Genomic DNA, 21,601 nt, shown 5'->3' on the forward strand with positions numbered 1-21,601 from the left:
GGGTTGCGGATGGCAGGTGCGGTACGGCGATGAGGGCGGGGTCGCGCACGGTAGGTGCGATACGGCAGTGAGGGCGGGGTTGCGGATGGCAGGTGCGGTACGGCGGTGAGGGCGGGGCCGGTCTGCTCCGCCGGACAGCGGTGCGATCCCCCACGGACCGCACCGCCGTCCCACACGCCCACCCCGCCCACCCTCAGGCGGCCGGCACAGCGCCGGCCCTCACGTCAGCGGCACCCCCACCCTCGCCCAGCCTCCGCCTCCGCCTCCGCCTCCGCCTCGGCCCCCGCCAGCAGCGCGGCCAGCGTCTCCCGCGCCCGTGCCACGCGCGAGCGCACGGTGCCCACCGGGCAGTCGCTGATCTCGGCCGCCTCCGCGTAGGGCAGGCCGAGCAGCTGGGTGAGGACGAAGGCCTCACGGCGTTCGACGGGCAGCGCGGCGAGCAGGTCGAGCAGGGCCACGCCCTCGTCGAAGCCGGGCAGACCGCGTGGCTGGGCGAGTTCGGCGGCCAGGTGCCAGTCCGGTACGTCGGAGAGGCGGGGCCGGGCGGCGGCGTAGCGGTAACCGTCGATCACGGCGCGACGGGCGATGGACAGCAGCCAGGCACGGGCCGAGGAACGCCCCTCGAACCGGTGCAGGCTCCCGAGCGCACGCAGGAACGTGTCCTGCGCGAGGTCGTCCACGGCCTGGGGATCGGCGCACAGATGGGCGACGTAGCGCAGGACGTCGCGATGCAGGGCGCGAACGAAGTGCTCGACGGCGACGGCGTCACCGCCACGGGCGGCCAGCGCCCAGGCGGTCGTGGACTCGTCCGGGGCTCGCGATTCCTCGCGCCAAACGGGCGGGGCAGGAGTGATCACCTGATGTCCTTCTCGGTCATCGGGAATTCCGGGGGTGCCGGGGATTCCGGGGATTCCGGGGATCCGAGGACTCCGGGGACTCCGGGGGCTGGGACTCCGGGGGCTCGGACTCTGAGGCCGCCAGGGCTCCCGGGGCTCCGGGGCTCCGGGGGGGCTCCAGGGGTTTCCGGGCTCCGGGACTCCGGAAACACCAGGGCTCCGGGGGCTCCAGGGCTCCGTAGACCCCAGGCAGGCTCCAGAGCTTCGGGGGCTCCAGGGCTCCGGTGGCTCCAGGGCTCCGGGGACGCTGGCACTCCGAGGGCTACCAGGCCTCAGGGGACCCCAGAGCCCCCAGATCCCCAGCCCCCAGCCCTTCGGGACCCCGAGGGCTCCCGGGGATGCCAGAGCCTCGGGGACTCCGAGGGCTCAGGGGACCCAGAACCTCCAGATCCCCAGCCCCCAGCCCTTCGCGACCCCGAGGGCTCCCGGGGATGCCAGAGCCTCGGGGACTCCGAGGGCTCAGGGGACCCAGAACCTCCAGATCCCCAGCCCCCGCCCTCAGGCCTCCGGGACTCCGGAGCGCCAGGGACTCCGAGCGCTCCCAGGAATGAGGCCCCCAGGCCTCCAGACCTCCACGCCTCCAGGCCTCCAGGCCTCCAGGCCTCCAGGCCTCGGTCTTCCAGGCATCCGGAGCCCCGGAAGTTCCCAGGGCTTCCACGGCCCCCGGGGATTCCAAGGCTTAACGGAATTCCGCGGGGTTCCGGACCTGCCGACGGTGCGCTGGCGCGCCGGCGGTGGCGGTCCGGGGTTGCGGGGAGTGGCCGTACGGCGCCGGAGCGGTCGTACGGCTGACGCCCGAGGCGCGCATGGGCGGCCTCGGGTCAGTGGCTGTCAGGCGACAGCGGTCCCCGCCGGAGGCCCCCGGGTGGTGATCGCATGGCTGAGAAGGAGGAGCCGCGGCGCCCGCTCGGAGCGGCGCCGGGGCCGGCCGGTGCGCGGCCGGTGGGCCGGCGTGGGAAGGGCGAGCAGCAGCCGCAGCGGCGCCGCGAGCCATCCGGCGACGGCCCGCAGCAGCCGGAAGGCGGCCCGTTCCCCGTACGCCAGCCACATACCGCACAGCAGCGCGGCCAGCAGGTGGGCGGCCAGCATGCCGAGCGAGGAGGAACCGGCGCCGGTGTGGCCCGCGCCCATGTGCGCCAGATCCATGAGATCCATGGAATCCATGGGCATCGAGCCAATGTGCGCGGAGCCCATGTGCATCGGGCCCATATGCCCAGCGCTCGTATGCAGAGCGCCCATGTCCATGGCGCCCATGTCGCCGGCGCCCGCCACGCCCGTCATGCCCGGCTCCGCCGCCCTCGGCTGCGCCAGCGAGAACCCCTCATGGAGTGCCGTCTGGGCGGCGACGGCGAGCCCGACCACCGTCGGCAGCCCGCGTTCCCGCCCCGCCAGGCCCCAGGCCGCGGCGCCGGTGAGGAGCGTGCCGCAGGCCAGGGCCCAGGCGGGTACGTGCCGGCCGGACATCAGGACGTGGCCCAGGGCGGCGAGCAGCACGCAGACGGCCGCGAACACCGCGGCCCGTACTGTGCGCGTTCCCCACCCTGACGTCATGGCGTCACATCCTCCCATCCCACCCCGGCGCTCCGCAGTGGCCCCAAGGGTTTTCCTGCGCTCAAGGTGCGCGACATCAAACTGGGAGGATTCCTTTTCTTGAACTATTCGTGTTTACGGGGGTAGGTTGTCCCGCATGACTGCACCCCAGCCCCCGACTCCCGCCGATGAGCTGCGCGGTGCCGGCCTGCGGGTGACGGCCGCCCGGGTCGCCCTGCTGGAGACCGTCCGCGCCGGGGACCACCTCGGCGTCGAGATGATCGCCGAGGGGGTGCGCGACCGGGTCGGCCACATATCGCTTCAGGCCGTGTACGACGCGCTCCACGCGCTGACCACGGCCGGGCTCGTCCGCCGTATCGAGCCGCCGGGCAGCCCGGCCCGGTTCGAGGGTCGTGTCGGCGACAACCACCACCACCTGGTGTGCCGTTCGTGCGGTGTCGTCGTCGACGTCGACTGCGCGGTCGGTCACGCCCCCTGTCTCACCGCGCAGGACGACCGCGGCTTCACGGTCGACGAGGCCGAGGTCATCTACTGGGGCCTGTGCCCCGCCTGTTCGTCCACGAGCAGTTCCTGAGGACCACCAGCAGTACCGAGCACCGAGCACCACCACCAGCAGTTCCTTGGCTCCAACGATCCGCCCCGTCCGGAAGGATTCCCCCATGTCTGAGAGCAACGCCGCCCCCGAGGGCAAGTGCCCCGTGGCGCACGACCGCGCCCTGCACCCCACCCAGGGCGGTGGCAACCGCCAGTGGTGGCCGGAGCGGCTCAACCTGAAGATCCTTGCCAAGAACCCCGCCGTGGCGAACCCGCTCGGTGAGGAGTTCGACTACGCGGCGGCGTTCCAGTCCCTGGACCTCGCGGCCGTGAAGCAGGACATCGCCGAGGTCCTGACGGACTCCAAGGACTGGTGGCCGGCCGACTTCGGGCACTACGGCCCGTTCATGATCCGTATGGCCTGGCACAGCGCGGGCACCTACCGCATCAGCGACGGCCGCGGCGGCGCCGGCGCCGGCCAGCAGCGCTTCGCCCCGCTGAACAGCTGGCCGGACAACGGCAACCTGGACAAGGCCCGCCGGCTGCTGTGGCCGGTGAAGAAGAAGTACGGCCAGAGCCTGTCCTGGGCCGACCTGATGATCCTCGCCGGCAACGTGGCGCTGGAGTCCATGGGCTTCGAGACCTTCGGCTTCGGCGGCGGCCGCGAGGACGTCTGGGAGTCCGAGGAGGACGTGTACTGGGGTCCCGAGAAGGTATGGCTGGACGACCAGCGCTACACCGGCGACCGTGAGCTGGAGAGCCCGCTCGGCGCGGTCCAGATGGGTCTGATCTACGTCAACCCCGAGGGCCCCAACGGCAACCCGGACCCGGTCGCCGCGGCCCGCGACATCCGTGAGACCTTCCGCCGGATGGCGATGAACGACGAGGAGACCGTCGCCCTCATCGCCGGTGGCCACACCTTCGGCAAGACCCACGGCGCCGGCCCGGCCGACAACGTCGGCGCCGACCCCGAGGCCGCCCCGATCGAGGCCCAGGGCCTCGGCTGGAAGAGCACCTACGGCACCGGCAAGGGCGGCGACGCGATCACGTCCGGCCTGGAGGTCACCTGGACCGCCACGCCGACCCAGTGGAGCAACGGGTTCTTCAAGAACCTCTTCGAGTACGAGTACGAGCTGACGACCAGCCCGGCCGGCGCCCACCAGTGGGTCGCCAAGAACGCCGAGGCGATCATCCCCGACGCCCACGACGCGTCGAAGAAGAAGCTCCCGACGATGCTCACCACCGACCTGTCGCTGCGCTTCGACCCGGTCTACGAGCAGATCTCGCGCCGCTTCTACGAGAACCCGGACCAGTTCGCGGACGCCTTCGCCCGCGCCTGGTACAAGCTGACCCACCGTGACATGGGCCCGAAGTCGCTGTACCTCGGCCCGGAGGTCCCGGAGGAGACCCTGCTGTGGCAGGACCCGCTGCCGGAGGCCGAGGGCGAGCCCATCGACGCCGCCGATGTCGCGGCGCTCAAGGCCAAGCTGCTCGACTCGGGTCTGTCGGTCTCGCAGCTGGTGTCCACCGCGTGGGCGTCGGCCTCGACGTACCGCAACAGCGACAAGCGCGGCGGCGCCAACGGTGCCCGTATCCGCCTCCAGCCGCAGGCCGGCTGGGAGGTCAACGAGCCCGACGAGCTGGCCCAGGTGCTGCGCGTCCTGGAGGGCATCCAGGCCGGGTTCAACACCGGCGCCAAGAAGGTCTCGATCGCCGACCTGATCGTCCTCGGCGGTGCCGCCGCCGTCGAGAAGGCCGCCAAGGACGCCGGGTTCGACATCGAGGTGCCGTTCGCCCCGGGTCGTGTGGACGCCACGGAGGAGCACACGGACGCGGAGTCCTTCGCCGCGCTCGAGCCCACCGCCGACGGCTTCCGCAACTACCTCGGCAAGGGCAACCGCCTCCCGGCCGAGTACCTGCTGCTCGACAAGGCGAACCTGCTGGGCCTGAGCGCCCCCGAGCTGACCGTCCTCGTCGGCGGTCTGCGCGTCCTGGGCGCCAACTACCAGAACACCGCGCACGGCGTCTTCACGAAGACCCCGGGCAAGCTGACGAACGACTTCTTCGTCAACCTGCTCGACCTGGGCCAGACCTGGACCGCCGTGTCGGAGGACCAGACGGTCTTCGAGTCCCGCGACGACGCCACCGGCGAGGTCCGGTGGACCGGTACCCGTGCCGACCTGGTCTTCGGCTCGAACTCCGAGCTGCGGGCGCTGGCCGAGGTGTACGCGAGCGACGACGCCAAGGAGAAGTTCGTGAAGGACTTCGTGGCGGCGTGGGTCAAGGTCTCCAACGCGGACCGCTTCGACCTGGTCTGATCGCTTGATCGACTGATGTGGGGCGGCCCGTACGGGTCGCCCCACACGCATGCCCGGGTCGCTAGTTCAGCGTGCGCACGGGGCTGCCGTCGAGGTAGGCGGCGATGTCCTCCACCGCTTCCCGGTAGTACGTGCGGTAGTTGTGCTCGGTGACGTAGCCGAGGTGGGGTGTGGCCAGCACGTTCGGGAGGGTGCGCAGGGGGTCGTCGGCGGGCAGCGGCTCGGTGTCGAAGACGTCGAGGCCGGCGCCGGCGATCCAGCCCTCGCGCAGCGCCCGCAGCAGGGCGGCCCGGTCGACGATCGCCGCGCGGGAGGTGTTGACCAGGAAGGCGTGCGGGCGCATGGCGCGCAGTTCCGGCTCACCGAGCAGGCCGCGGGTGCGGTCGGACAGCACGAGGTGGACGGAGACGAAGTCGCTGCGCCGCAGCAAGTCCTGCTTGCTGTCGGCCAGTTGGACCCCTTCCTCCGCCGCCCGCTCGGCGGTGAGGTGCTGGCTCCACGCCACCACCTCCATTCCGAAGGCGGTGGCCACCCTGGCGACCCGGCTGCCGATCTTGCCGAGCCCTAGCAGGCCGAGGGTGCGGCCGTGCAGGTCCTGCCCGACGGTGGACTGCCACGGCCCGCCCTCGCGCAGGGCGCGGCTCTCGGTGGTGACGTGCCGGGCGAGGCCGAGCAGGAGCGCCCAGGTGAGTTCGACGGGCGGGGTCGAACTGCTCGCCGTGCCGCAGACGGTGACGCCCTGGGCCGTGGCCGCGGCGAGGTCGATGGAGGCGTTGCGCATCCCGGTGGTCACCAGCAGCCGCAACCGGGGCAGCCGGCTCAGCAGGTCGGCGTCGAACGGGGTGCGCTCCCGCATGGCCACGACGATCTCGCAGTCGGCGAGCTCAGCGACCAACTTGTCGCGGTCGGCGATGTGTTCACGGAACGCCCGCACCTCGACCCTGCCGTCGAGGGCGCTCCAGTCGGCCAGGGTCAGGGCGGCACCCTGGTAGTCGTCCAGCACAGCGCAGTAAACGGTCATACGGCCATTCTGCCGCTCCGTGATCACCGGCCATCCGCCCCGCACCCCGTCACTCCGCCCCACGCCCCGCCGGGTGCGCCTCAGCGGTGCTCGGGATTCTCCGCCCCCGGCCGGCACCCGGCGTCCCACTGCGACCGCTGGTTGCCGTACGCGGGGACGCCCCCGGCGCGCTTCAGCAGCGCGGCGAGGTGCATGAGGTTCCAGGTCATGAACGAGGTGTTGCGGTTGGTGAAGTCGTTCTCCGGGCCGCCCGACCCGGCGTCGAGGTACGACGGTCCAGGCCCCGCCGGGCCGATCCAGCCGGCGTCGGCCTGCGGCGGGATCGTGTAGCCGAGGTGCTGGAGGCTGTAGAGGACGTTCATCGCGCAGTGCTTGACGCCGTCCTCGTTGCCGGTGATGAGACAGCCGCCGACGCGGCCGTAATAGGCGTACTGCCCTTGCGAGTTGAGCAGTGACGAGCAGGCGTAGAGCCGCTCGATCACCTTCTTCGTCACCGAGCTGTTGTCACCCAGCCAGATGGGCCCGGCGACGACCAGGATGTCCGCGGCCATCACCCGTTCGTACAGCGCGGGCCACTCGTCGACGGCGAAGCCGTGCTCGGTCATGTCCGGATAGACGCCGGGCGCGATGTCGTGGTCGACGGCACGGATCTCGGACGTGGTGACCCCGCGCGACATCATGATCTCCGCGCTCTTGTCGATCAGCCCCTGGGTGTGGCTGAGCTGCGGGGACGGCTTGAGGGTGCAGTTGATGTACAGGGCTGTCAGGTCGTCGAAGCGGTACGAGGCGTCGCCAGAGGACGCGGCTCCGGCTGTGGGTTCGTCTGTCATGCGGGCAGCGTCTCGCGTAGCTCCCGTTTTGTCCCGGTCCGGCGCGCAACCGCAGCCCCCTGGCACACGGCCGGCGGCCCTCGCCCGCGCGAGCGCCCTCGGTCAGGCGCCCTTGGTCACCGGCTCCAGAATCGCCACGCACTCCACGTGATGCGTCATCGGGAACAGATCGAACACCCGAAGCGTCCGCACCCGGTACCCCCCGTCCCGGAAGTACCCCAGATCCCGGGCCAGCGCCGCCGGATCGCAGGCCACGTACGCGATCCGTCGTGCCCCCAGCCCCGCCAGATGCTCCACCGTCTTCCGCCCCGCGCCCGCGCGGGGCGGGTCCAGGACGATGAGGTCGACCTCGGTGATCCCGGTGCGCGGCAGGACCGACTCCACCTTGCCCTGCTCGATGCGGACCCGGTCGAAGTCGGCGAGGTTGTGCCGGGCGTCCTCGACGGCCCGCTTGCCGGACTCGATGCCGAGGACCGCGCCCTTGTCGCCGAGCCGGTCGGCGAGCGCGCCCGCGAACAGGCCGACGCCGCAGTACAGGTCCAGCGCCATCTCGCCCTTGCGCGGCAGCAGCCCCTGCATGACCGCCTTGACCAGGGTGTCGGCCGCCATGGGGTGGACCTGCCAGAAGCCGCCGCTGCCCACGCGGTGCGTCCGCCCGTCGGCCCGCTCGCGCACGAAGGCACGGCCGTGGACGCGGTGGATGCCGCCGTCCTTCTCGTCGACGCGCATGACGGACACGGGCTTGTCGAGTTCGACGAGGGGGAGGCGGGCGCCCGGGCGGGGCTCCAGGATGACCATGCGGTCCTGCGAACCCGTCGCCGCGATCGCGTCCACCGACGCCATCCCGGACCAGTCCCGTGCCTCGATGCCCAGCTCGCTGACGCCGGGCGCCGCGATCATGCAGTGGTCGATCGGCTCGACCTCGTGCGAGCGGTGCCGGCGCAGGCCCGCGCGGCCGTCCGGCGTCACCGCGTACTGCACACGCGTCCGCCACGCGGGCACCTCACCGGCCGGCAGCTTGTCGCCCTCGGCCGGCATCACCGTGCCGTCCCAGCCGGCCTCCTCGGGCGTGAGCCCGGCGAGCCGCTGCAACTGCTCGGCGACGACCTCGCCCTTCAGCCTGCGCTGCGCACCCGGTTTGGCGTGCTGCCAGTCACAGCCACCGCAGCGGCCGGGACCGGCGAAGGGGCAGGGCGCCTCGATGCGGTCCTTGGACGCGTCGAGGATCTCCACGGCGTCCGCGCGCAGGAACCGCGCCCCTTCCTCGCCCTCGGTCACCCGCGCGACGACCCGCTCGCCGGGCAGCGCGTGCCGGACGAACAGGACCTGTCCCTCCGCCGTGCGCGCGATGCAGTGGCCGCCGTGGGCGACGGGGCCGACCTCGACCTCGTACGCCTCTCCCACCAGCGATTTCTTCGGTTCAGCCTGCATGGTGGGGTGACTCCAGAGAAGAGAGGGAAACGAGAGAGGACAACGAAACGAGCCGAGACAACAGCCCACCAGTCTACTTCGGCGCGGACGTCTCCTTCGCCCGCTCGTGCGCCGGCCCACGCCGCACCGCACCCGGCGCGTTCCACTCCTGCCGCTTGCGGGCCCGGTTCTTCGCGGCCTCGGAGGACTGCAGCTGGTAGGGCACCGAGGTCACCATGACGCCCGGCGTGAACAGCAGCCGGCCCTTCAGCCGCAGTGCGCTCTGGTTGTGCAGCAGGTGCTCGTACCAGTGGCCGACGACGTACTCGGGGATGATCACGGACACCGCGTCCCGCGGCGACTCCTTGCGCAGGCTCTTCACGTACTCGATGACGGGCCGGGTGATCTCGCGGTAGGGCGAGTCGAGGACCTTCAGCGGTACGTCGATCCCGCGCCGCTCCCACTCCTCGCGCAGCGCCTTGGTCTCGACCGGGTCGACGTTGACGCTGAGCGCCTCCAGGGTGTCCGAGCGCAGCAGCTTGGCGTACGCCAGCGCCCTGAGCGTCGGCCGGTGGATCTTGGAGATCAGCACCACCGAATGCACCCGGGACGGGCGGACGCTGTCGTCGCTCGGTCCCTCGGGGGCCGCGATCTCGTCGGCGACCCGGTCGTAGTGCTTACGGATGGCCGACATCGTCGCGTAGAAGATCACCATGCCGAGCAGGGCGACCCAGGCGCCGTGCGTGAACTTGGTGACGAGGACGACGACCAGCACCAGGCCGGTGAAGAAGGCGCCGAAGGCGTTGATCGCCCGGGAGCGGACCATGTGGCTTCGGGTCGCCGGGTCCTTCTCGGTGGCCAGGTGGCGGTTCCAGTGCCGGACCATGCCGGTCTGACTGAGCGTGAAGGACACGAACACGCCGACGATGTAGAGCTGGATGAGGCGCGTGGAGTCGGCGCCGTAGATCCAGACCAGCAGGCCCGCCGCGCCCGCGAGGAGCACGATGCCGTTGGAGAAGGCGAGGCGGTCGCCCCGGGTGTGCAGCTGGCGCGGCAGGTAGCGGTCCTGGGCGAGGATCGAGCCCAGCAGCGGGAAGCCGTTGTAGGCAGTGTTGGCGGCCAGGAACAGCACCAGCGCCGTCGCCGCCGCCAGCACGATGAACAGGAAGCTGCCCTTGCCGAAGACGGCCTCGGCGACCTGCGAGATGACCGGGTTCTGGACGTAGCCGGAGCCGATCGCGACACCGTCCTTCAGCAGGTCCTCGGCCGGGTTCTCGGCCATGCGGACCTTGGTCGTCATGGCGAGCGCGATGATGCCGCAGAACATGGTGACGGCCAGCAGGCCCATCATCGCGAGCGTGGTCGCCGCGTTCTTGGACTTCGGCTTGCGGAACGCCGGCACACCGTTGGAGATCGCCTCGACGCCGGTGAGCGCGGCACAGCCGGAGGAGAAGGCCCGCAGCAGCAGGAAGACCAGCGCGAAACCGGCCAGTCCCTGGTGCTCGGCCTTGATCTCGTAGCCGGCCGTCGGCGCCCGCATGGTCTCGTCGAGAACGAGCCCGCGGAACGCGCCCCAGGCAATCATGATGAAGACGCCCGCGACGAACACGTACGTCGGGATCGCGAACAGCGAGCCGGACTCCTTCACGCCGCGCAGGTTCATCAGCGTGAGCAGCACGATCACCGCGATGGCGCAGGGCACCTTGTGCTCGACGACGAAGGGGATGGCGGAGCCGAGGTTCTCGATGCCGGAGGCGATGGACACGGCGACGGTGAGGACGTAGTCGACGAGCAGCGCGCTGGCGACCGTGAGCCCGGCCTTCGGGCCGAGGTTGGTGTTGGCCACCTCGTAGTCGCCGCCGCCGCTCGGGTACGCGTGCACGTTCTGCCGGTACGAGGCGACCACGGTGAACATCAGCACGACGACCGCGACCGCGATCCAGGGGCTGAAGTGGTACGCCGACACGCCCGCGATGGACAGGACCAGCAGCACCTCGCCGGGCGCGTACGCCACGGAGGACAGCGGGTCGGAGGCGAACACGGGAAGGGCGATGCGCTTCGGCAGGAGCGTTTCCCCGAGCCGGTCACTGCGCAGTGCGCGCCCGATCAGGATCCGTTTGGGCACGTCGGTCAGTTTGGACACAACAGAGAAGCCTAAGCGTTCGAACGGGTGCTCAACCACCCGCCACCCCACATCCGCCATCGATCTGCAATCCGAGTGAAATCAGCCAACGGCCCGGCAACGGATTCCGCACCCCTCCGCGTCCTCATGCCTATATGACAAGACCCCCGCCCGTACCGCCCACGGAGGTCCCGTGCACACCACCGCAGAGCTGATCGGCGCCGCCGCCGCTCTCCTCGGCCTCGGAATCCTGACTCTTGTGAGCCTGCGCAGCATCAGCCGCCGCTGATCACGCCGAGCCCTGCACAGGGGTGCCCGGCACGGACCGCGCGTGTGTAGCTTGGTGGCCGGTCTGAGACCCTGTTAAGGCCAAGTCAACGACTCTTGACATTCGTCATTCGGAAGGACGGTCGTGCACATCGTCATCATGGGCTGCGGGCGCGTGGGTTCCGCTCTCGCCCAGACCCTGGAGCAACAGGGGCACACGGTCGCCGTGATCGACCAGGACCCCACCGCCTTCCGTCGACTGGGCTCCGGATTCGGCGGCCGCCGGGTCACCGGCGTCGGCTTCGACCAGGACACCCTGCGCGAGGCCGGCATCGAGGAGGCGGGCGCGTTCGCCGCCGTCTCCAGCGGTGACAACTCGAACATCATCGCCGCGCGCGTCGCCCGCGAGATGTTCGGCATCGAGAACGTCGCGGCCCGCATCTACGACCCGCGCCGCGCCGAGGTCTACCAGCGTCTGGGCATCCCGACGGTCGCCACGGTCCGCTGGACCGCCGACCAGATGCTCCGCCGGCTCCTCCCCTCCGGCGCCGAGCCGCTGTGGCGCGACCCCACCGGCGGCGTCCAGCTCGCCGAGGTGCACACCTCCGCCGCCTGGGTGGGCCACAAGATCAGCCGCCTCCAGGAGGAGACGGGCGTCCGCGTGGCGTTCCTGACCCGGCTGGGCGAGGCGATCCTGCCCACCTCGCAGACGGTGTTGCAGGAGGGCGACCTGGTGCACGTGATGATGCGTACCGACGAGGTCGACAAGGTCGAGGCGTCCTTCGCCAAGGGTCCCGAAGAGGAGGGCGGTCACTGATGAGGGTCGCCATTGCCGGTGCCGGTGCGGTCGGCCGCTCGATCGCGGGCGAACTGCTGGAGAACGGCCACGAGGTCCTTCTCATCGACAAGGCGCCGACCGCCATCTCGGTCGAGCGTGTCCCCCAGGCGGAGTGGCTGCTGGCCGACGCCTGCGAGATCACGTCCCTGGACGAGGCCGCGCTCCAGCGCTGCAACGTCGTGATCGCCGCGACGGGCGACGACAAGGTGAACCTGGTCGTCTCGCTCCTCGCCAAGACGGAGTACGGCGTCCCGCGCGTCGTCGCCCGGGTGAACAACCCGAAGAACGAGTGGCTCTTCAACGAGTCCTGGGGCGTTGACGTCGCCGTCTCCACCCCGCGTCTGATGTCGGCGCTGGTCGAGGAGGCGGTGAGCGTCGGCGACCTGGTCCGCCTGCTCCGCTTCAGCCACGGCGACGCGAACCTGGTCGAGCTGACCCTGCCGGAGGAGTCGGCGCTGGCCGGCACGCAGGTCGGCGACGTGGAATGGCCGCAGGACACGTCCCTGGTGACGATCATCCGCGGCACCCGCGTCCTGACCCCGTCCCGCGAGGACTCCCTGGAGGCGGGCGACGAACTCCTGTTCGTCGCCGCCCAGGCCCGCGAGGAACAGCTGGAGGACCTGCTGTCGGTCCGCCGCGAGGACGCGTCCTAGGCGGTACGACGACGAAGGGACGCCCTGAGGGTTCAGGGCGCCCCTTCGTCGTCGGGCCGAGAACTATGCCTCGCGCCGGTGCCGCGCTCCGGTCGTTTCACCGCGCTCTTCGGCCAGGGCGGCTTTCCGCTCCTCCTCCGCCTTCTCCGCCGCTTCCATCTCGGCGAAGACGTCGATCGGCGCCGGTGCCTTCGCCAGGAAGACCCACGTCAGCCAGACGGCGAGCAGGAACGGCGGGATCTTGAGGGCGACCAGGACCCAGCCGAGCTGCGCGGTGTTGGCCCACAAGTACAGCGGGAAGAGGATCGCGCACTTGGCCAGCAGGATCGCGCCCCAGGCGTAACTCGCCTTCGCGTACGCCTTCTTGCGGCCCGGGTTGCGGGTGCGCCAGGAGAGGTTCTCCTTGAACACCGGCCCGAGGATGAGGCCGATCAGCGGCACCCCGCACAGCGTCGTGATGATGTACGCGAGGCCCAGCCCGAGCGTGTACAGCATGCCCGGCAGATAGAAGTCCTTCGCGTTGCCGGTCATCATCGCGAAGACCACGCCGAAGGCCACGCCGAAGACGCCGCTGAAGGCGTGCTTGACGGTGTCCCGCATCACCAGCCGGACCACGACCAGGACCAGCGACACCGCGAGCGCGGCGATCGCGGACATGTGCAGGTCCTTGTTGATCGTGTAGATCGTGACGAAGAGCAGGCCGGGCAGCACCGTCTCGACCATGCCCCGCAGGCCTCCGAAGGCCTCGAACAGCGCGGCCTCGGTCACCGCCCGGGCGTCGTGCTGATCGGTCTCTTCGGTCGGCTTGTCGAGCGACGTCACCGGCTACTCCCTACCGAGGGGTCTCAGTTCGTACTTCGGGTTGAACAGCACCCGGCGGCCCCGGCTCATCGAGATCCGGCCCGATGCGATCAGCTTGCGCCCCGGCTCGATCCCCACGATGGAGCGCCGGCCGAGCCACACCACGTCCAGCGCGGCGGAGCCGTCGAACAGCTCGGCCTCCAGCGCCGGGACACCGGCTCTGGGACGCAGCGTGACCGTGCGCAAGGTACCAGTAACCGTCACGATCTGCCGGTCGTGGCAGTCGCCGATCTTGATGCAGCCGGCGGTCTCGGCATCCTCCCGCAGCTCCTCCGACTCCAGGTCCTCCTGGGACGTGGAGAGCCGGTCGAGCATGCGCCGGAACCGGCCCACCGGCTTCTCGGAACGCGGAACAGCACTCATATGTGAAGCGTACCGGGGTGCGCTGACACCTTCGTACCCGCGGTGCTAGCCCTCGAACCGATACCCCATCCCCGGCTCCGTGATGAAGTGCTTCGGATGCGACGGGTCCGCCTCCAGCTTGCGTCGCAGTTGCGCCATGTACACGCGCAGGTAGTTGGTCTCCGTGCCGTACGACGGCCCCCACACCTCCTGGAGCAGCTGCTTCTGGCTGACCAGGCGGCCGCTGTTGCGCACCAGCACCTCCAGCAGATGCCACTCCGTGGGGGTCAGGCGGACATCCTTGCCGCCCCGGTTGACCTTCTTCGCGGCGAGGTCGACGGTGAACTCGTCGGTCTCCACCGTGGTCACGTCGTCCTCGCCGGGGCCGACCGGCTCGGCCCGGCGGACGGCGGCCCGCAGCCGGGCCAGCAGCTCGTCCATGCCGAACGGCTTGGTGACGTAGTCGTCGGCGCCCGCGTCGAGCGCCTCGACCTTCTCGTCGGAGGAGTGCCGGGCGGACAGCACGAGGATCGGCACCCGGGTCCAGCCGCGCAGTCCGCGGATCACCTCGACGCCGTCCATGTCGGGCAGACCGAGGTCGAGCACGACCACGTCGGGGTGGCGGGCGGCGGCCAGCCGGAGGGCGGTGGCGCCGTCGTGGGCCGCGTCGACGTCGTACTTGCGGGCCTTGAGGTTGATCACGAGGGCGCGCACGATCTGCGGCTCGTCTTCGATCACGAGCACCCGGGTCATGTGGCCTGCCTTTCGGGTTGTACGAGCGGGAGTGGCCCGAGGGCCGCTTCCGCCGCTCTGAGGGTCAGCACCATGGTGAGGCCGCCACCGGGCGTGTCCTCGGCGTCGAGGGTGCCTGCCATGGCCTCGGCGAAGCCGCGGGCGACGGCCAGGCCGAGTCCGACTCCGGCGCCGCGCGGGGCGTCTCCGTAGCGCTGGAAGGGCGCGAAGATACGTTCCTTGGCCTCGTCGGGCACGCCGGGGCCGCGGTCGACCACCCGGACCTCGACCCGGTCGGCGATGGCGCTGGCGGAGACGAGGACGGGGCTGCCGGGCGGGCTGTACTTGACGGCGTTCTCCACCAGGTTGGCCACCGACCGCTCCAGCAGTCCGGCGTCGACCGCGACCATGGGCAGCGTCTCCGGGATGTCCAGCTCCACGCTGTCCTCCGGCACCCCGCCGAGCGCCATCGGCACCACCTCGTCGAGGTCGATCTCCCGGATGAGCGGGGTGACGGTCCCGGTCTGGAGGCGGGACATGTCCAGCAGGTTGCCGACGAGGTGGTCGAGCCGGTCGGCGCCCTCCTCGATGCCCTCCAGCAGCTCGGCCTGGTCCTCCTCGGACCACGCCACGTCGTCGGAGCGCAGCGAGGACACCGCGGCCTTGATCCCGGCGAGCGGGGTCCGCAGGTCGTGGCTCACGGCGGCCAGCAGGGCGGTGCGGATGCGGTTGCCCTCGGCCAGCGCACGGGCCTGGTCGGCCTCCTCCTGCAGGCGCCGCCGGTCCAGGGCGACCGCGGCCTGCGCGGCGAACGCGGCCAGCACCCGGCGGTCCTCGGCGGGCAGCACCCGCCCGGTCAGGGCGAGGGCCATGTGGTCGCCGACGGGCATGTCGACGTCGGCGTCCTCCGGCCGCTCGACGGGGCGGCCGAGACCGGCGCGGCCCGCACACGTCCACGGCTCGACGTCACTCGCCCGTTCCAGCAGCGCCGCCGACTCCATCCCGAAGGTCTCCCGGACCCGTTCCAGGAGTTCCTCCAGGCTGGTCTCGCCGCGCAGCACGTTGCCCGCGAGGAAGGACAGGATCTCCGACTCGGCCCGCAGCCGGGCCGCCTGATGCGTGCGCCGGGCGGCGAGGTCGACGACCGAGGCCACCGACACCCCGACCCCGACGAAGATCACGATGGCGACGATGTTCTTCGGGTCGGCGATGGTCCAGTGGTGCAGGGGCGGTGTGTAGAAGTAGTTCAGCAGCAGCGAGCCGACCGCGGCCGAGGCCAGCGCGGGCAGCAGTCCACCGAGCAGGGCGGCCGCCACCGTGAGGGTCAGGAACAGCAGCATGTCGTTGGCGAGGCCGAGGTGGACGGTGTTGAGCAGCACCGCGAGCACGGCGGGGCCGGCCACGCCGACCGCCCAGCCCCAGATGATCCGCGCCCGCCCGAGCCGCGCGCCCCGGGCGACGGGGAGTCCGCGTCCCTTGGCGACCTCGTCGTGGGTGACGATGTGGACGTCGAGGTCGGGCCCGGACTCCCGGGCGACCGTGGCGCCGACACCCGGCCCGAAGACGTACTGCCAGCTCTTGCGCCGGGAGGAGCCGAGCACGATCTGGGTGGCGTTGACGCCGCGCGCGAAGTCCAGCAGCGCCGCGGGGATGTCGTCGCCGATCACATGGTGGAAGGTGCCGCCGAGGTCCTCGACGAGGGTGCGCTGCACCGCGAGTTCCTTGGGCGAGGCGGAGGTCAGGCCGTCGCTGCGGGCGATGTAGACGGCGAGCACCTCGCCGCCCGCGCCCTTCTCGGCGAGCCGCGCGGCCCGGCGGATCAGTGTGCGGCCCTCGGGGCCGCCGGTCAGACCGACGACGATCCGCTCGCGCGATCCCCAGATCCTCGACACCCGGTGGTCGCTGCGGTACTGCTTCAGGTACTCGTCGACCCGATCGGCCACCCACAGCAGCGCCAGCTCGCGCAGGGCGGTGAGGTTGCCGGGGCGGAAGTAGTTCGACAGGGCGGCGTCGACCTTGTCCGGCTGGTAGATGTTGCCGTGCGCCATCCGCCGCCGCAGCGCCTCCGGCGACATGTCGACCAGCTCGACCTGGTCGGCACGGCGTACGACCTCGTCGGGGACCGTCTCCTGCTGCCGTACGCCGGTGATCGACTCGACGACGTCCCCGAGGGACTCCAGGTGCTGGATGTTGACCGTCGAGACGACATCGATGCCGGCCGCGAGCAGTTCCTCCACGTCCTGCCAGCGCTTGGCGTTGCGGGAGCCGGGGATGTTGGTGTGGGCGAGTTCGTCCACCAGGGCGACCGCGGGGGCGCGCCGCAGCACCGCGTCGACGTCCATCTCCTGGAAGACGGTCCCCCGGTACTCCAGTTCCCGGCTGGGGACCTGTTCCAGGCCGTGCAGCATCACCTCGGTGCGGGGCCGGGCGTGGTGCTCGACGTGGGCCACGACGCAGTCGGTGCCGCGCTCGATGCGCCGGTGTGCCTCGGAGAGCATCGCGTACGTCTTGCCGACGCCCGGTGCCGCACCGAGGTAGATCCGAAGCCTGCCGCGTCCCATGGGTCCCATTGTCTTCCGGTCACTGCTGCCTGCGCAGCGTCGACCTTACGGCCACCAAGTGCGGCAAAAGGGGCCGAGAGCCCCTCGGCGGACCGTCTTTGACGCAACCCTGACGGCGGCCCCGGCGCCTCTCAGACCTCGACGATCTCGCCGTCGCTCAGCTCCAGCACCCGGTCGGCCAGGTCCAGCAGGGTCGCGTCGTGCGTGGCGACGAGGGCGGTCACCTTCTCACTGCGGACGACGGCCCGCAGCAGCTCCATGACGGCGTGCCCGGTCTCGGCGTCGAGCTGGCCGGTGGGCTCGTCGGCCACGAGCAGCGAGGGGCTGTTGGCGAGGGCGCGGGCGATGGCGACGCGCTGCTGCTGGCCACCGGAGAGCTCGGTGGGCCGCTGGCCGGCGTGGTCGGCGAGGCCCACCAGGGACAGCAGCAGCTCGACGCGCTCCTCACGCGCGCGTGCGTCGGCCCGGCGCAGTCTCATGGGAACGCCGACGTTCTCGGCGGCGGTGAGGATCGGGATGAGTCCGAAGGACTGGAAGACGAAGCCGATGTGGTCCCGGCGCAGCGCCAGCAGTCCGTCCTCGTCCAGGCCGGCGAGGTCGCGCCCGCCGACCTCGACGCGCCCCCGGTCGGGTGTGTCGAGCCCGCCGACGATGTTGAGGAGCGTGGTCTTCCCGGACCCCGACCGCCCCTTGAGGGCGACGAGTTCCCCGCGCGGCACCTCCAGCGAGACCCCGCGCAGCGCGTGGACGACGCCGGCGCCGCGGCCGTAGGACTTGTGGACGTTCTCGACCCGGACCATGGTCTCGGTGACCACCTGGCTCATGTGCCCTCCCCCGTGCAGCCGACGACCGGGCGCCAGTATCACGAAGGGCGCCCGGCATGTTCAACGGTCGGTCAGCTCGGATTGTCCCCGTGGGTGAGGGTCTCCCAGGCGACGAAGAGGTTGTTGGAGCCGGCCGGGCGGTTCCGCTCGGTCAGGGTCTGGGTGTTGGTCATGGCGACGCCGAGGCGGTTGTGGAGGGCGTTGTAGCCGACCTCGGTGACCGGCCCGAGGCCGAGGTGCAGCGAGCCGCCGCACAGCCAGCTGGGCACGGCCGTCCCCAGCTCGTACTTCGCCTGGAACCCGAGCGCCTGTCGCAGCCGTTCGCCCACGTCGGTGCCGTAGAGGTCCTGTCCCTGGATGCGGCTGGTCTCGGCGATGTGGGAGATGGCGGAGATGCCGTAGCCGGTGTGCGTGAAGTCGCGGCAGGTCTCCTGGGTGAGGCCGGTGACGAAGGTGGACTGGCCCTGCCAGTAGGCGACGATCTTCGCGGTGGTGTCGAGGTTCTGGCTCGGCACGGTCTTGGGCACGGAGCCGTCGGAGGCGAGGTAGACGTAGGCGGCGGTGCGGGTGCGGAACTTCGCCATGGCCTTGTCGTACGACGTCCTGTCCTCCAGGAAGACGGAGATGCCGACGGCGGCCTCCATCATCGACAGCTCCCAATTGCCGTTGGAGTTGGAGCCGTTGATGATCTCGGGGAGGTAGACGTTGCGGAGCATCGTCGCGAAGCGGCCGGAGCCCGCCCAGCCTCCGGTGTACGTGTACTTGATGATCTCGGCGGCCTTGGGCCAGGACGAGCCGGCCCAGCCGGTCTGGAGCGGCGCGTTGCTGTTGGTGTGGTCCGTGATGGTCGCGGACCAGGCGTCCATCAGCTGGATGGCCTTCTTGGCGTACCGGTCGTCGCGGGTGATGTACCAGGCGAGGGCGTCGGTGTACGCGGCTATGGCATCCTCGCGCTCGTCGGTGCAGCCGTAGTTGGGGTTGGAGTAGGAGCCGCATTCGACGACCGCGCGGGGCTTGGGGGTGCGGTTCAGATCGGCGTACTTGCTGGCCAGCATCTGGTCGAAGGCGCCCTTCCAGGGCTGGGCGCCGGCGTTGACCTTGGTGCGGGCGAAGTCCAACTGGCTCTGGGAGACGGTGACTCCGGGGTGGGCGAAGGTGGTGGGCGCGGCGTCGGCGGGCCAGGCGAGGGCGCCGGCGACGAGAGCGGCCGCGGCTGTGAGGAGAGCGGTTCTGCGCATACGCGGGGGCCTTCCGTTCTCGTACGTGAACGTGAAGCGCCTTTGTGAACAGACGCGTTGGGCCGAGACGGTAGGTACAGACCAATGCGCCGTCAAGGGTCCGCGCACGCAAAAGGGCCGCACCCCGTCACGGGGTGCGGCCCTCTCGTACGTCTGGCTAGCGGACCTCGGTGATCTCCGGGCCGCGCTGGAGCTGGCCCATGCCGCCGGAGAAGCGGGAGCCCTCCTCCTGCTGCTGGACGCCCTCGGGGACCATCTGGGCGTCGTTCGGTAGCTTCAGGACGATCGGGTCGCGGGGCGCCATCGGGCCCTCGCCGCGGACCACGACCGTGTCCCGGAAGATCTGCTCCAGCAGACCGGCCGCCTGCGGCTGCACCGCGCCCTGGCCGGAGATCACACCGCGCAGGAACCAGCGGGGACCGTCCACACCGACGAACCGCACGACCTGGAAACCACCCGTGCCGTCCGGCAGCTGCACCGGCACCTGCGCCCGCAGCTCCCAGCCCAGCGGACCCTCGACCTCGTCGACGATGCCGCCCTGCTGGGTGATGCCGGTGGCGATCTCCTCGCGCACCTCGCCCCAGATGCCCTCGCGCTTGGGCGCGGCGAAGGCCTGCAACTGGATGGCGCTGTCGCGCAGCACGACGGTCGCCGCGACGATCGCGTCGCCCGCGACCTCGACCCGCAGCTCCATGCCGTCCACACCGGGCACGAACAGACCGCCGAGGTCCACCCGGCCCTCGCCGGGCTCGCGCACCTCGGAGTCGTCCCAGGGCCCGTCGGGCCGCGGCTCGGGCTCGAGCCTCACGCGCTCGCGCTCGCCCTCGTCGTCCGCCTCAGTGTCGACACTGTCGACGACCTGCTCGGCCTCGCCGGCCGCGCCCTCGGCGGCATCCTTCTTCTTGCGACGTCCGAACACGTCACTGTCCTTCCCGGTCGGATACGACCGAAGCGTATCGATTCCCACCCGTTGCGCCGCCGACGGCGGCCTGACCGCTTGTGCTGTTCGTACCGGCCACCGCGGCATGGCCTCCGGTGGACCCGAAGCCCCCTTCGGCGCGCACCGAGTCGGGCAGCTCCGCGACCTCCTGGAAGCTGACCCGCTCGACCTGCTGGACGACCAGTTGGGCGATCCGGTCGAAGCGCTCGAACCGCACCGCCTCGCGCGGGTCGAGATTCACCACGATCACCTTGATCTCCCCACGGTACCCGGCATCCACCGTCCCCGGGGCATTCACGAGAGCGACACCGCAGCGGGCGGCGAGACCGGATCGAGGATGCACGAAGGCCGCGTACCCCTCCGGCAGCGCGACAGACACCCCGGTGGGCAGCACGACCCGCTCGCCGGGCTTCAGTTCACAGCTCTCGGTGGTGCGCAGATCGGCTCCCGCGTCGCCGGGGTGCGCGTACGACGGAAGCGGTACGTCGGGGTCGACGCGCCGGATCAGCACGTTCACGGGTTCACGGCTCACGGGTTCACCTCGAAGGCACGGGCACGCCGGACCTGGTCCGGGTCGTTCATGGCGGCCCGGATCTCCTCCGGGCGGCCGTTGTCGATGAAGTGGTCGACCTTCACCTCGATGAAGAGCGCGTCCGCGCGGACGGCGACGGGACCCTCGGGGCCGCCGATCCGCCCGGTCGCGGTCGAGTAGATCTTGCGCCCGGCGACGGCGGTGACACGCGCCTCCAGGTACAGCACCGTGCCGACGGGGACGGGCCGCGCGAAGTCGGTCTCCAGGCGTCCGGTCACCGCGATCGTGCGCAGCAGCCAGTTCAGCGAGCCGAGCGTCTCGTCGAGCGCGGTCGCCAGCACCCCGCCGTGCGCGAGACCCGGGGCGCCCTGGTGGGCGGGGCGGACGGTGAACTCGGCGGTGACCGAGACCCCCTCGCCCGCGCGGGCCGCCAGATGCAGCCCGTGGGGCTGTGCGCCGCCGCAGCCGAAGCACTCGCCGTAGTGCGCGCCGAGCAGCTCACCGGGCGCGGGCGCGTCGGGATGACGCACCGGCGGCGCGGCGTCGGCCGGAGGCTGAAGAGCTGCGGAAGTACCACTCACAGCCGCAGACCTTACCCGCGCGTCGGCCGTGAACTAACACCGTGCCAAGCTTGGATTCATGCAGCTCTCCGCGACCCCGTACGAAGAACGCCTCACCGCGCCCCGCTCGTGGTGGCTGATCTCGTTCCTGGTGGGGGTCTCCTTCGCCCTCATCCTGCTGCCCTTCGGCACCCTGCCGCTGCTCGGCGGCCTGGTCGGCGGCACCGCGGCGGCGGCGGTCGTCGCCAGCTCCTACGGCTCGCAGCGCATCCGGATCGTGGGCGACTCGCTGATCGCCGGAGAGGCGAAGATCCCGGTCACGGCGCTGGGCGAGACGGAGATCCTGGACGCGGAGGAGGCGCGCGCCTGGCGCACGTACAAGGCCGACACCCGCGCCTTCCTGCTGCTGCGCGCCTACATCCCGACGGCGCTGCGCGTGATCGTCACCGATCCCGAGGACCCGACGCCGTACCTGTACCTGTCGACGCGTGAGCCGGAGCGGCTGGCGGAGGCGATCAGGCAGGCGCGGGAAGCCGCGTAGAACATTCGCGCCAGTGGTCACCCGACGAGC

Annotated in this window: 20 protein-coding genes; 5 read left to right on the top strand and 15 right to left on the bottom strand. The window is 71.1% G+C overall.

Translation table 11 applies throughout. From position 1 onward, the window contains the following. Positions 1 to 224: 224 nt before the first annotated feature. Positions 225 to 857, bottom strand: a complete 633-nt coding sequence (locus tag ACFUO4_RS09920) for a sigma-70 family RNA polymerase sigma factor (protein WP_383481913.1) — start codon at positions 855 to 857, stop codon at positions 225 to 227. Between the two features lie 870 nt (positions 858 to 1,727). After that, on the bottom strand, positions 1,728 to 2,447 hold the full coding sequence (locus ACFUO4_RS09925; protein WP_383481916.1) for a hypothetical protein: 720 nt from the start codon (positions 2,445 to 2,447) through the stop codon (positions 1,728 to 1,730). A 136-nt stretch (positions 2,448 to 2,583) separates the two neighbouring features. Here ACFUO4_RS09925 and ACFUO4_RS09930 point away from each other — a divergent pair, with 136 nt between their 5' ends. Together ACFUO4_RS09930 and katG are read left to right on the top strand one after the other, a co-directional pair. Beyond that, complete coding sequence (locus ACFUO4_RS09930) at positions 2,584 to 3,021, top strand: Fur family transcriptional regulator (protein ID WP_079309225.1); 438 nt, start codon at positions 2,584 to 2,586, stop codon at positions 3,019 to 3,021. An 85-nt stretch (positions 3,022 to 3,106) separates the two neighbouring features. Further along, the gene (gene katG / locus ACFUO4_RS09935; protein ID WP_383481919.1) at positions 3,107 to 5,299 is read left to right on the top strand and encodes a catalase/peroxidase HPI; all 2,193 of its coding nucleotides are present in this window, start codon (positions 3,107 to 3,109) and stop codon (positions 5,297 to 5,299) included. A 61-nt stretch (positions 5,300 to 5,360) separates the two neighbouring features. Here katG and ACFUO4_RS09940 read toward each other — a convergent pair whose 3' ends face one another. The 4 genes from ACFUO4_RS09940 to ACFUO4_RS09955 all read right to left on the bottom strand — a co-directional run bounded on the left by ACFUO4_RS09940 (position 5,361) and on the right by ACFUO4_RS09955 (position 10,703). Further along, complete coding sequence (locus tag ACFUO4_RS09940; protein ID WP_383481922.1) at positions 5,361 to 6,320, bottom strand: D-2-hydroxyacid dehydrogenase family protein; 960 nt, start codon at positions 6,318 to 6,320, stop codon at positions 5,361 to 5,363. 80 nt (positions 6,321 to 6,400) lie between these two features. Next, a complete protein-coding gene (locus tag ACFUO4_RS09945) occupies positions 6,401 to 7,150 on the bottom strand; it encodes a flavodoxin family protein (RefSeq protein ID WP_383481925.1) in 750 nt (249 codons plus the stop codon). Between the two features lie 102 nt (positions 7,151 to 7,252). Further along, positions 7,253 to 8,581 (bottom strand): class I SAM-dependent RNA methyltransferase, encoded by a 1,329-nt coding sequence (locus ACFUO4_RS09950; protein WP_383481928.1) that lies wholly within the window; start codon positions 8,579 to 8,581, stop codon positions 7,253 to 7,255. A 73-nt stretch (positions 8,582 to 8,654) separates the two neighbouring features. Continuing rightward, positions 8,655 to 10,703, bottom strand: a complete 2,049-nt coding sequence (locus ACFUO4_RS09955; RefSeq protein WP_383481931.1) for an APC family permease — start codon at positions 10,701 to 10,703, stop codon at positions 8,655 to 8,657. A gap of 391 nt (positions 10,704 to 11,094) precedes the next feature. Between ACFUO4_RS09955 and ACFUO4_RS09960 the strand changes: the two genes are divergently transcribed. Together ACFUO4_RS09960 and ACFUO4_RS09965 are read left to right on the top strand one after the other, a co-directional pair. After that, positions 11,095 to 11,766 carry a TrkA family potassium uptake protein gene (locus ACFUO4_RS09960; protein WP_059198617.1) on the top strand — a complete coding sequence of 224 codons (672 nt, stop codon included), beginning with the start codon at positions 11,095 to 11,097 and terminating at the stop codon, positions 11,764 to 11,766. Then, on the top strand, positions 11,766 to 12,440 hold the full coding sequence (locus ACFUO4_RS09965; protein WP_059198616.1) for a TrkA family potassium uptake protein: 675 nt from the start codon (positions 11,766 to 11,768) through the stop codon (positions 12,438 to 12,440). The genes ACFUO4_RS09960 and ACFUO4_RS09965 overlap by 1 nt, the downstream gene beginning before the upstream one ends. 63 nt (positions 12,441 to 12,503) lie before the next feature. On the opposite strand, the gene ACFUO4_RS09970 is transcribed toward ACFUO4_RS09965, so the two are convergent. From ACFUO4_RS09970 to ACFUO4_RS10010, 9 genes are all read right to left on the bottom strand, one after another. Beyond that, positions 12,504 to 13,262: a DUF3159 domain-containing protein gene (locus ACFUO4_RS09970; RefSeq protein ID WP_383481936.1), complete on the bottom strand. Its 759-nt coding sequence runs from the start codon at positions 13,260 to 13,262 to the stop codon at positions 12,504 to 12,506. Between the two features lie 3 nt (positions 13,263 to 13,265). Then, a complete protein-coding gene (locus tag ACFUO4_RS09975; protein ID WP_059198614.1) occupies positions 13,266 to 13,664 on the bottom strand; it encodes an OB-fold nucleic acid binding domain-containing protein in 399 nt (132 codons plus the stop codon). A gap of 45 nt (positions 13,665 to 13,709) precedes the next feature. Next, a complete protein-coding gene (locus tag ACFUO4_RS09980) occupies positions 13,710 to 14,396 on the bottom strand; it encodes a response regulator (protein WP_383481939.1) in 687 nt (228 codons plus the stop codon). Then, positions 14,393 to 16,936: an ATP-binding protein gene (locus ACFUO4_RS09985; protein WP_383481942.1), complete on the bottom strand. Its 2,544-nt coding sequence runs from the start codon at positions 16,934 to 16,936 to the stop codon at positions 14,393 to 14,395. Before ACFUO4_RS09985 ends, ACFUO4_RS09980 begins: the two co-directional genes overlap by 4 nt. Positions 16,937 to 17,067: 131 nt before the next feature. Beyond that, positions 17,068 to 17,760: an ABC transporter ATP-binding protein gene (locus tag ACFUO4_RS09990; protein WP_383481945.1), complete on the bottom strand. Its 693-nt coding sequence runs from the start codon at positions 17,758 to 17,760 to the stop codon at positions 17,068 to 17,070. A gap of 71 nt (positions 17,761 to 17,831) precedes the next feature. After that, the gene (locus tag ACFUO4_RS09995; RefSeq protein ID WP_383481948.1) at positions 17,832 to 18,998 is read right to left on the bottom strand and encodes an alginate lyase family protein; all 1,167 of its coding nucleotides are present in this window, start codon (positions 18,996 to 18,998) and stop codon (positions 17,832 to 17,834) included. A 157-nt stretch (positions 18,999 to 19,155) separates the two neighbouring features. Beyond that, on the bottom strand, positions 19,156 to 19,917 hold the full coding sequence (locus ACFUO4_RS10000; protein WP_059198609.1) for a DUF3710 domain-containing protein: 762 nt from the start codon (positions 19,915 to 19,917) through the stop codon (positions 19,156 to 19,158). A 1-nt stretch (position 19,918) separates the two neighbouring features. Beyond that, positions 19,919 to 20,470 carry a dUTP diphosphatase gene (gene dut, locus ACFUO4_RS10005; RefSeq protein ID WP_383481951.1) on the bottom strand — a complete coding sequence of 184 codons (552 nt, stop codon included), beginning with the start codon at positions 20,468 to 20,470 and terminating at the stop codon, positions 19,919 to 19,921. Then, positions 20,467 to 21,051 carry a PaaI family thioesterase gene (locus ACFUO4_RS10010; RefSeq protein ID WP_079309232.1) on the bottom strand — a complete coding sequence of 195 codons (585 nt, stop codon included), beginning with the start codon at positions 21,049 to 21,051 and terminating at the stop codon, positions 20,467 to 20,469. The genes dut and ACFUO4_RS10010 overlap by 4 nt, the downstream gene beginning before the upstream one ends. Before the next feature lie 58 nt (positions 21,052 to 21,109). Between ACFUO4_RS10010 and ACFUO4_RS10015 the strand changes: the two genes are divergently transcribed. Beyond that, on the top strand, positions 21,110 to 21,571 hold the full coding sequence (locus ACFUO4_RS10015) for a DUF3093 domain-containing protein (RefSeq protein ID WP_079309233.1): 462 nt from the start codon (positions 21,110 to 21,112) through the stop codon (positions 21,569 to 21,571). Positions 21,572 to 21,601 lie beyond the last annotated feature (30 nt).

Source organism: Streptomyces sp. NPDC057280 (genome assembly GCF_042668605.1).
Taxonomy (GTDB): Bacteria; Actinomycetota; Actinomycetes; order Streptomycetales; family Streptomycetaceae; genus Streptomyces.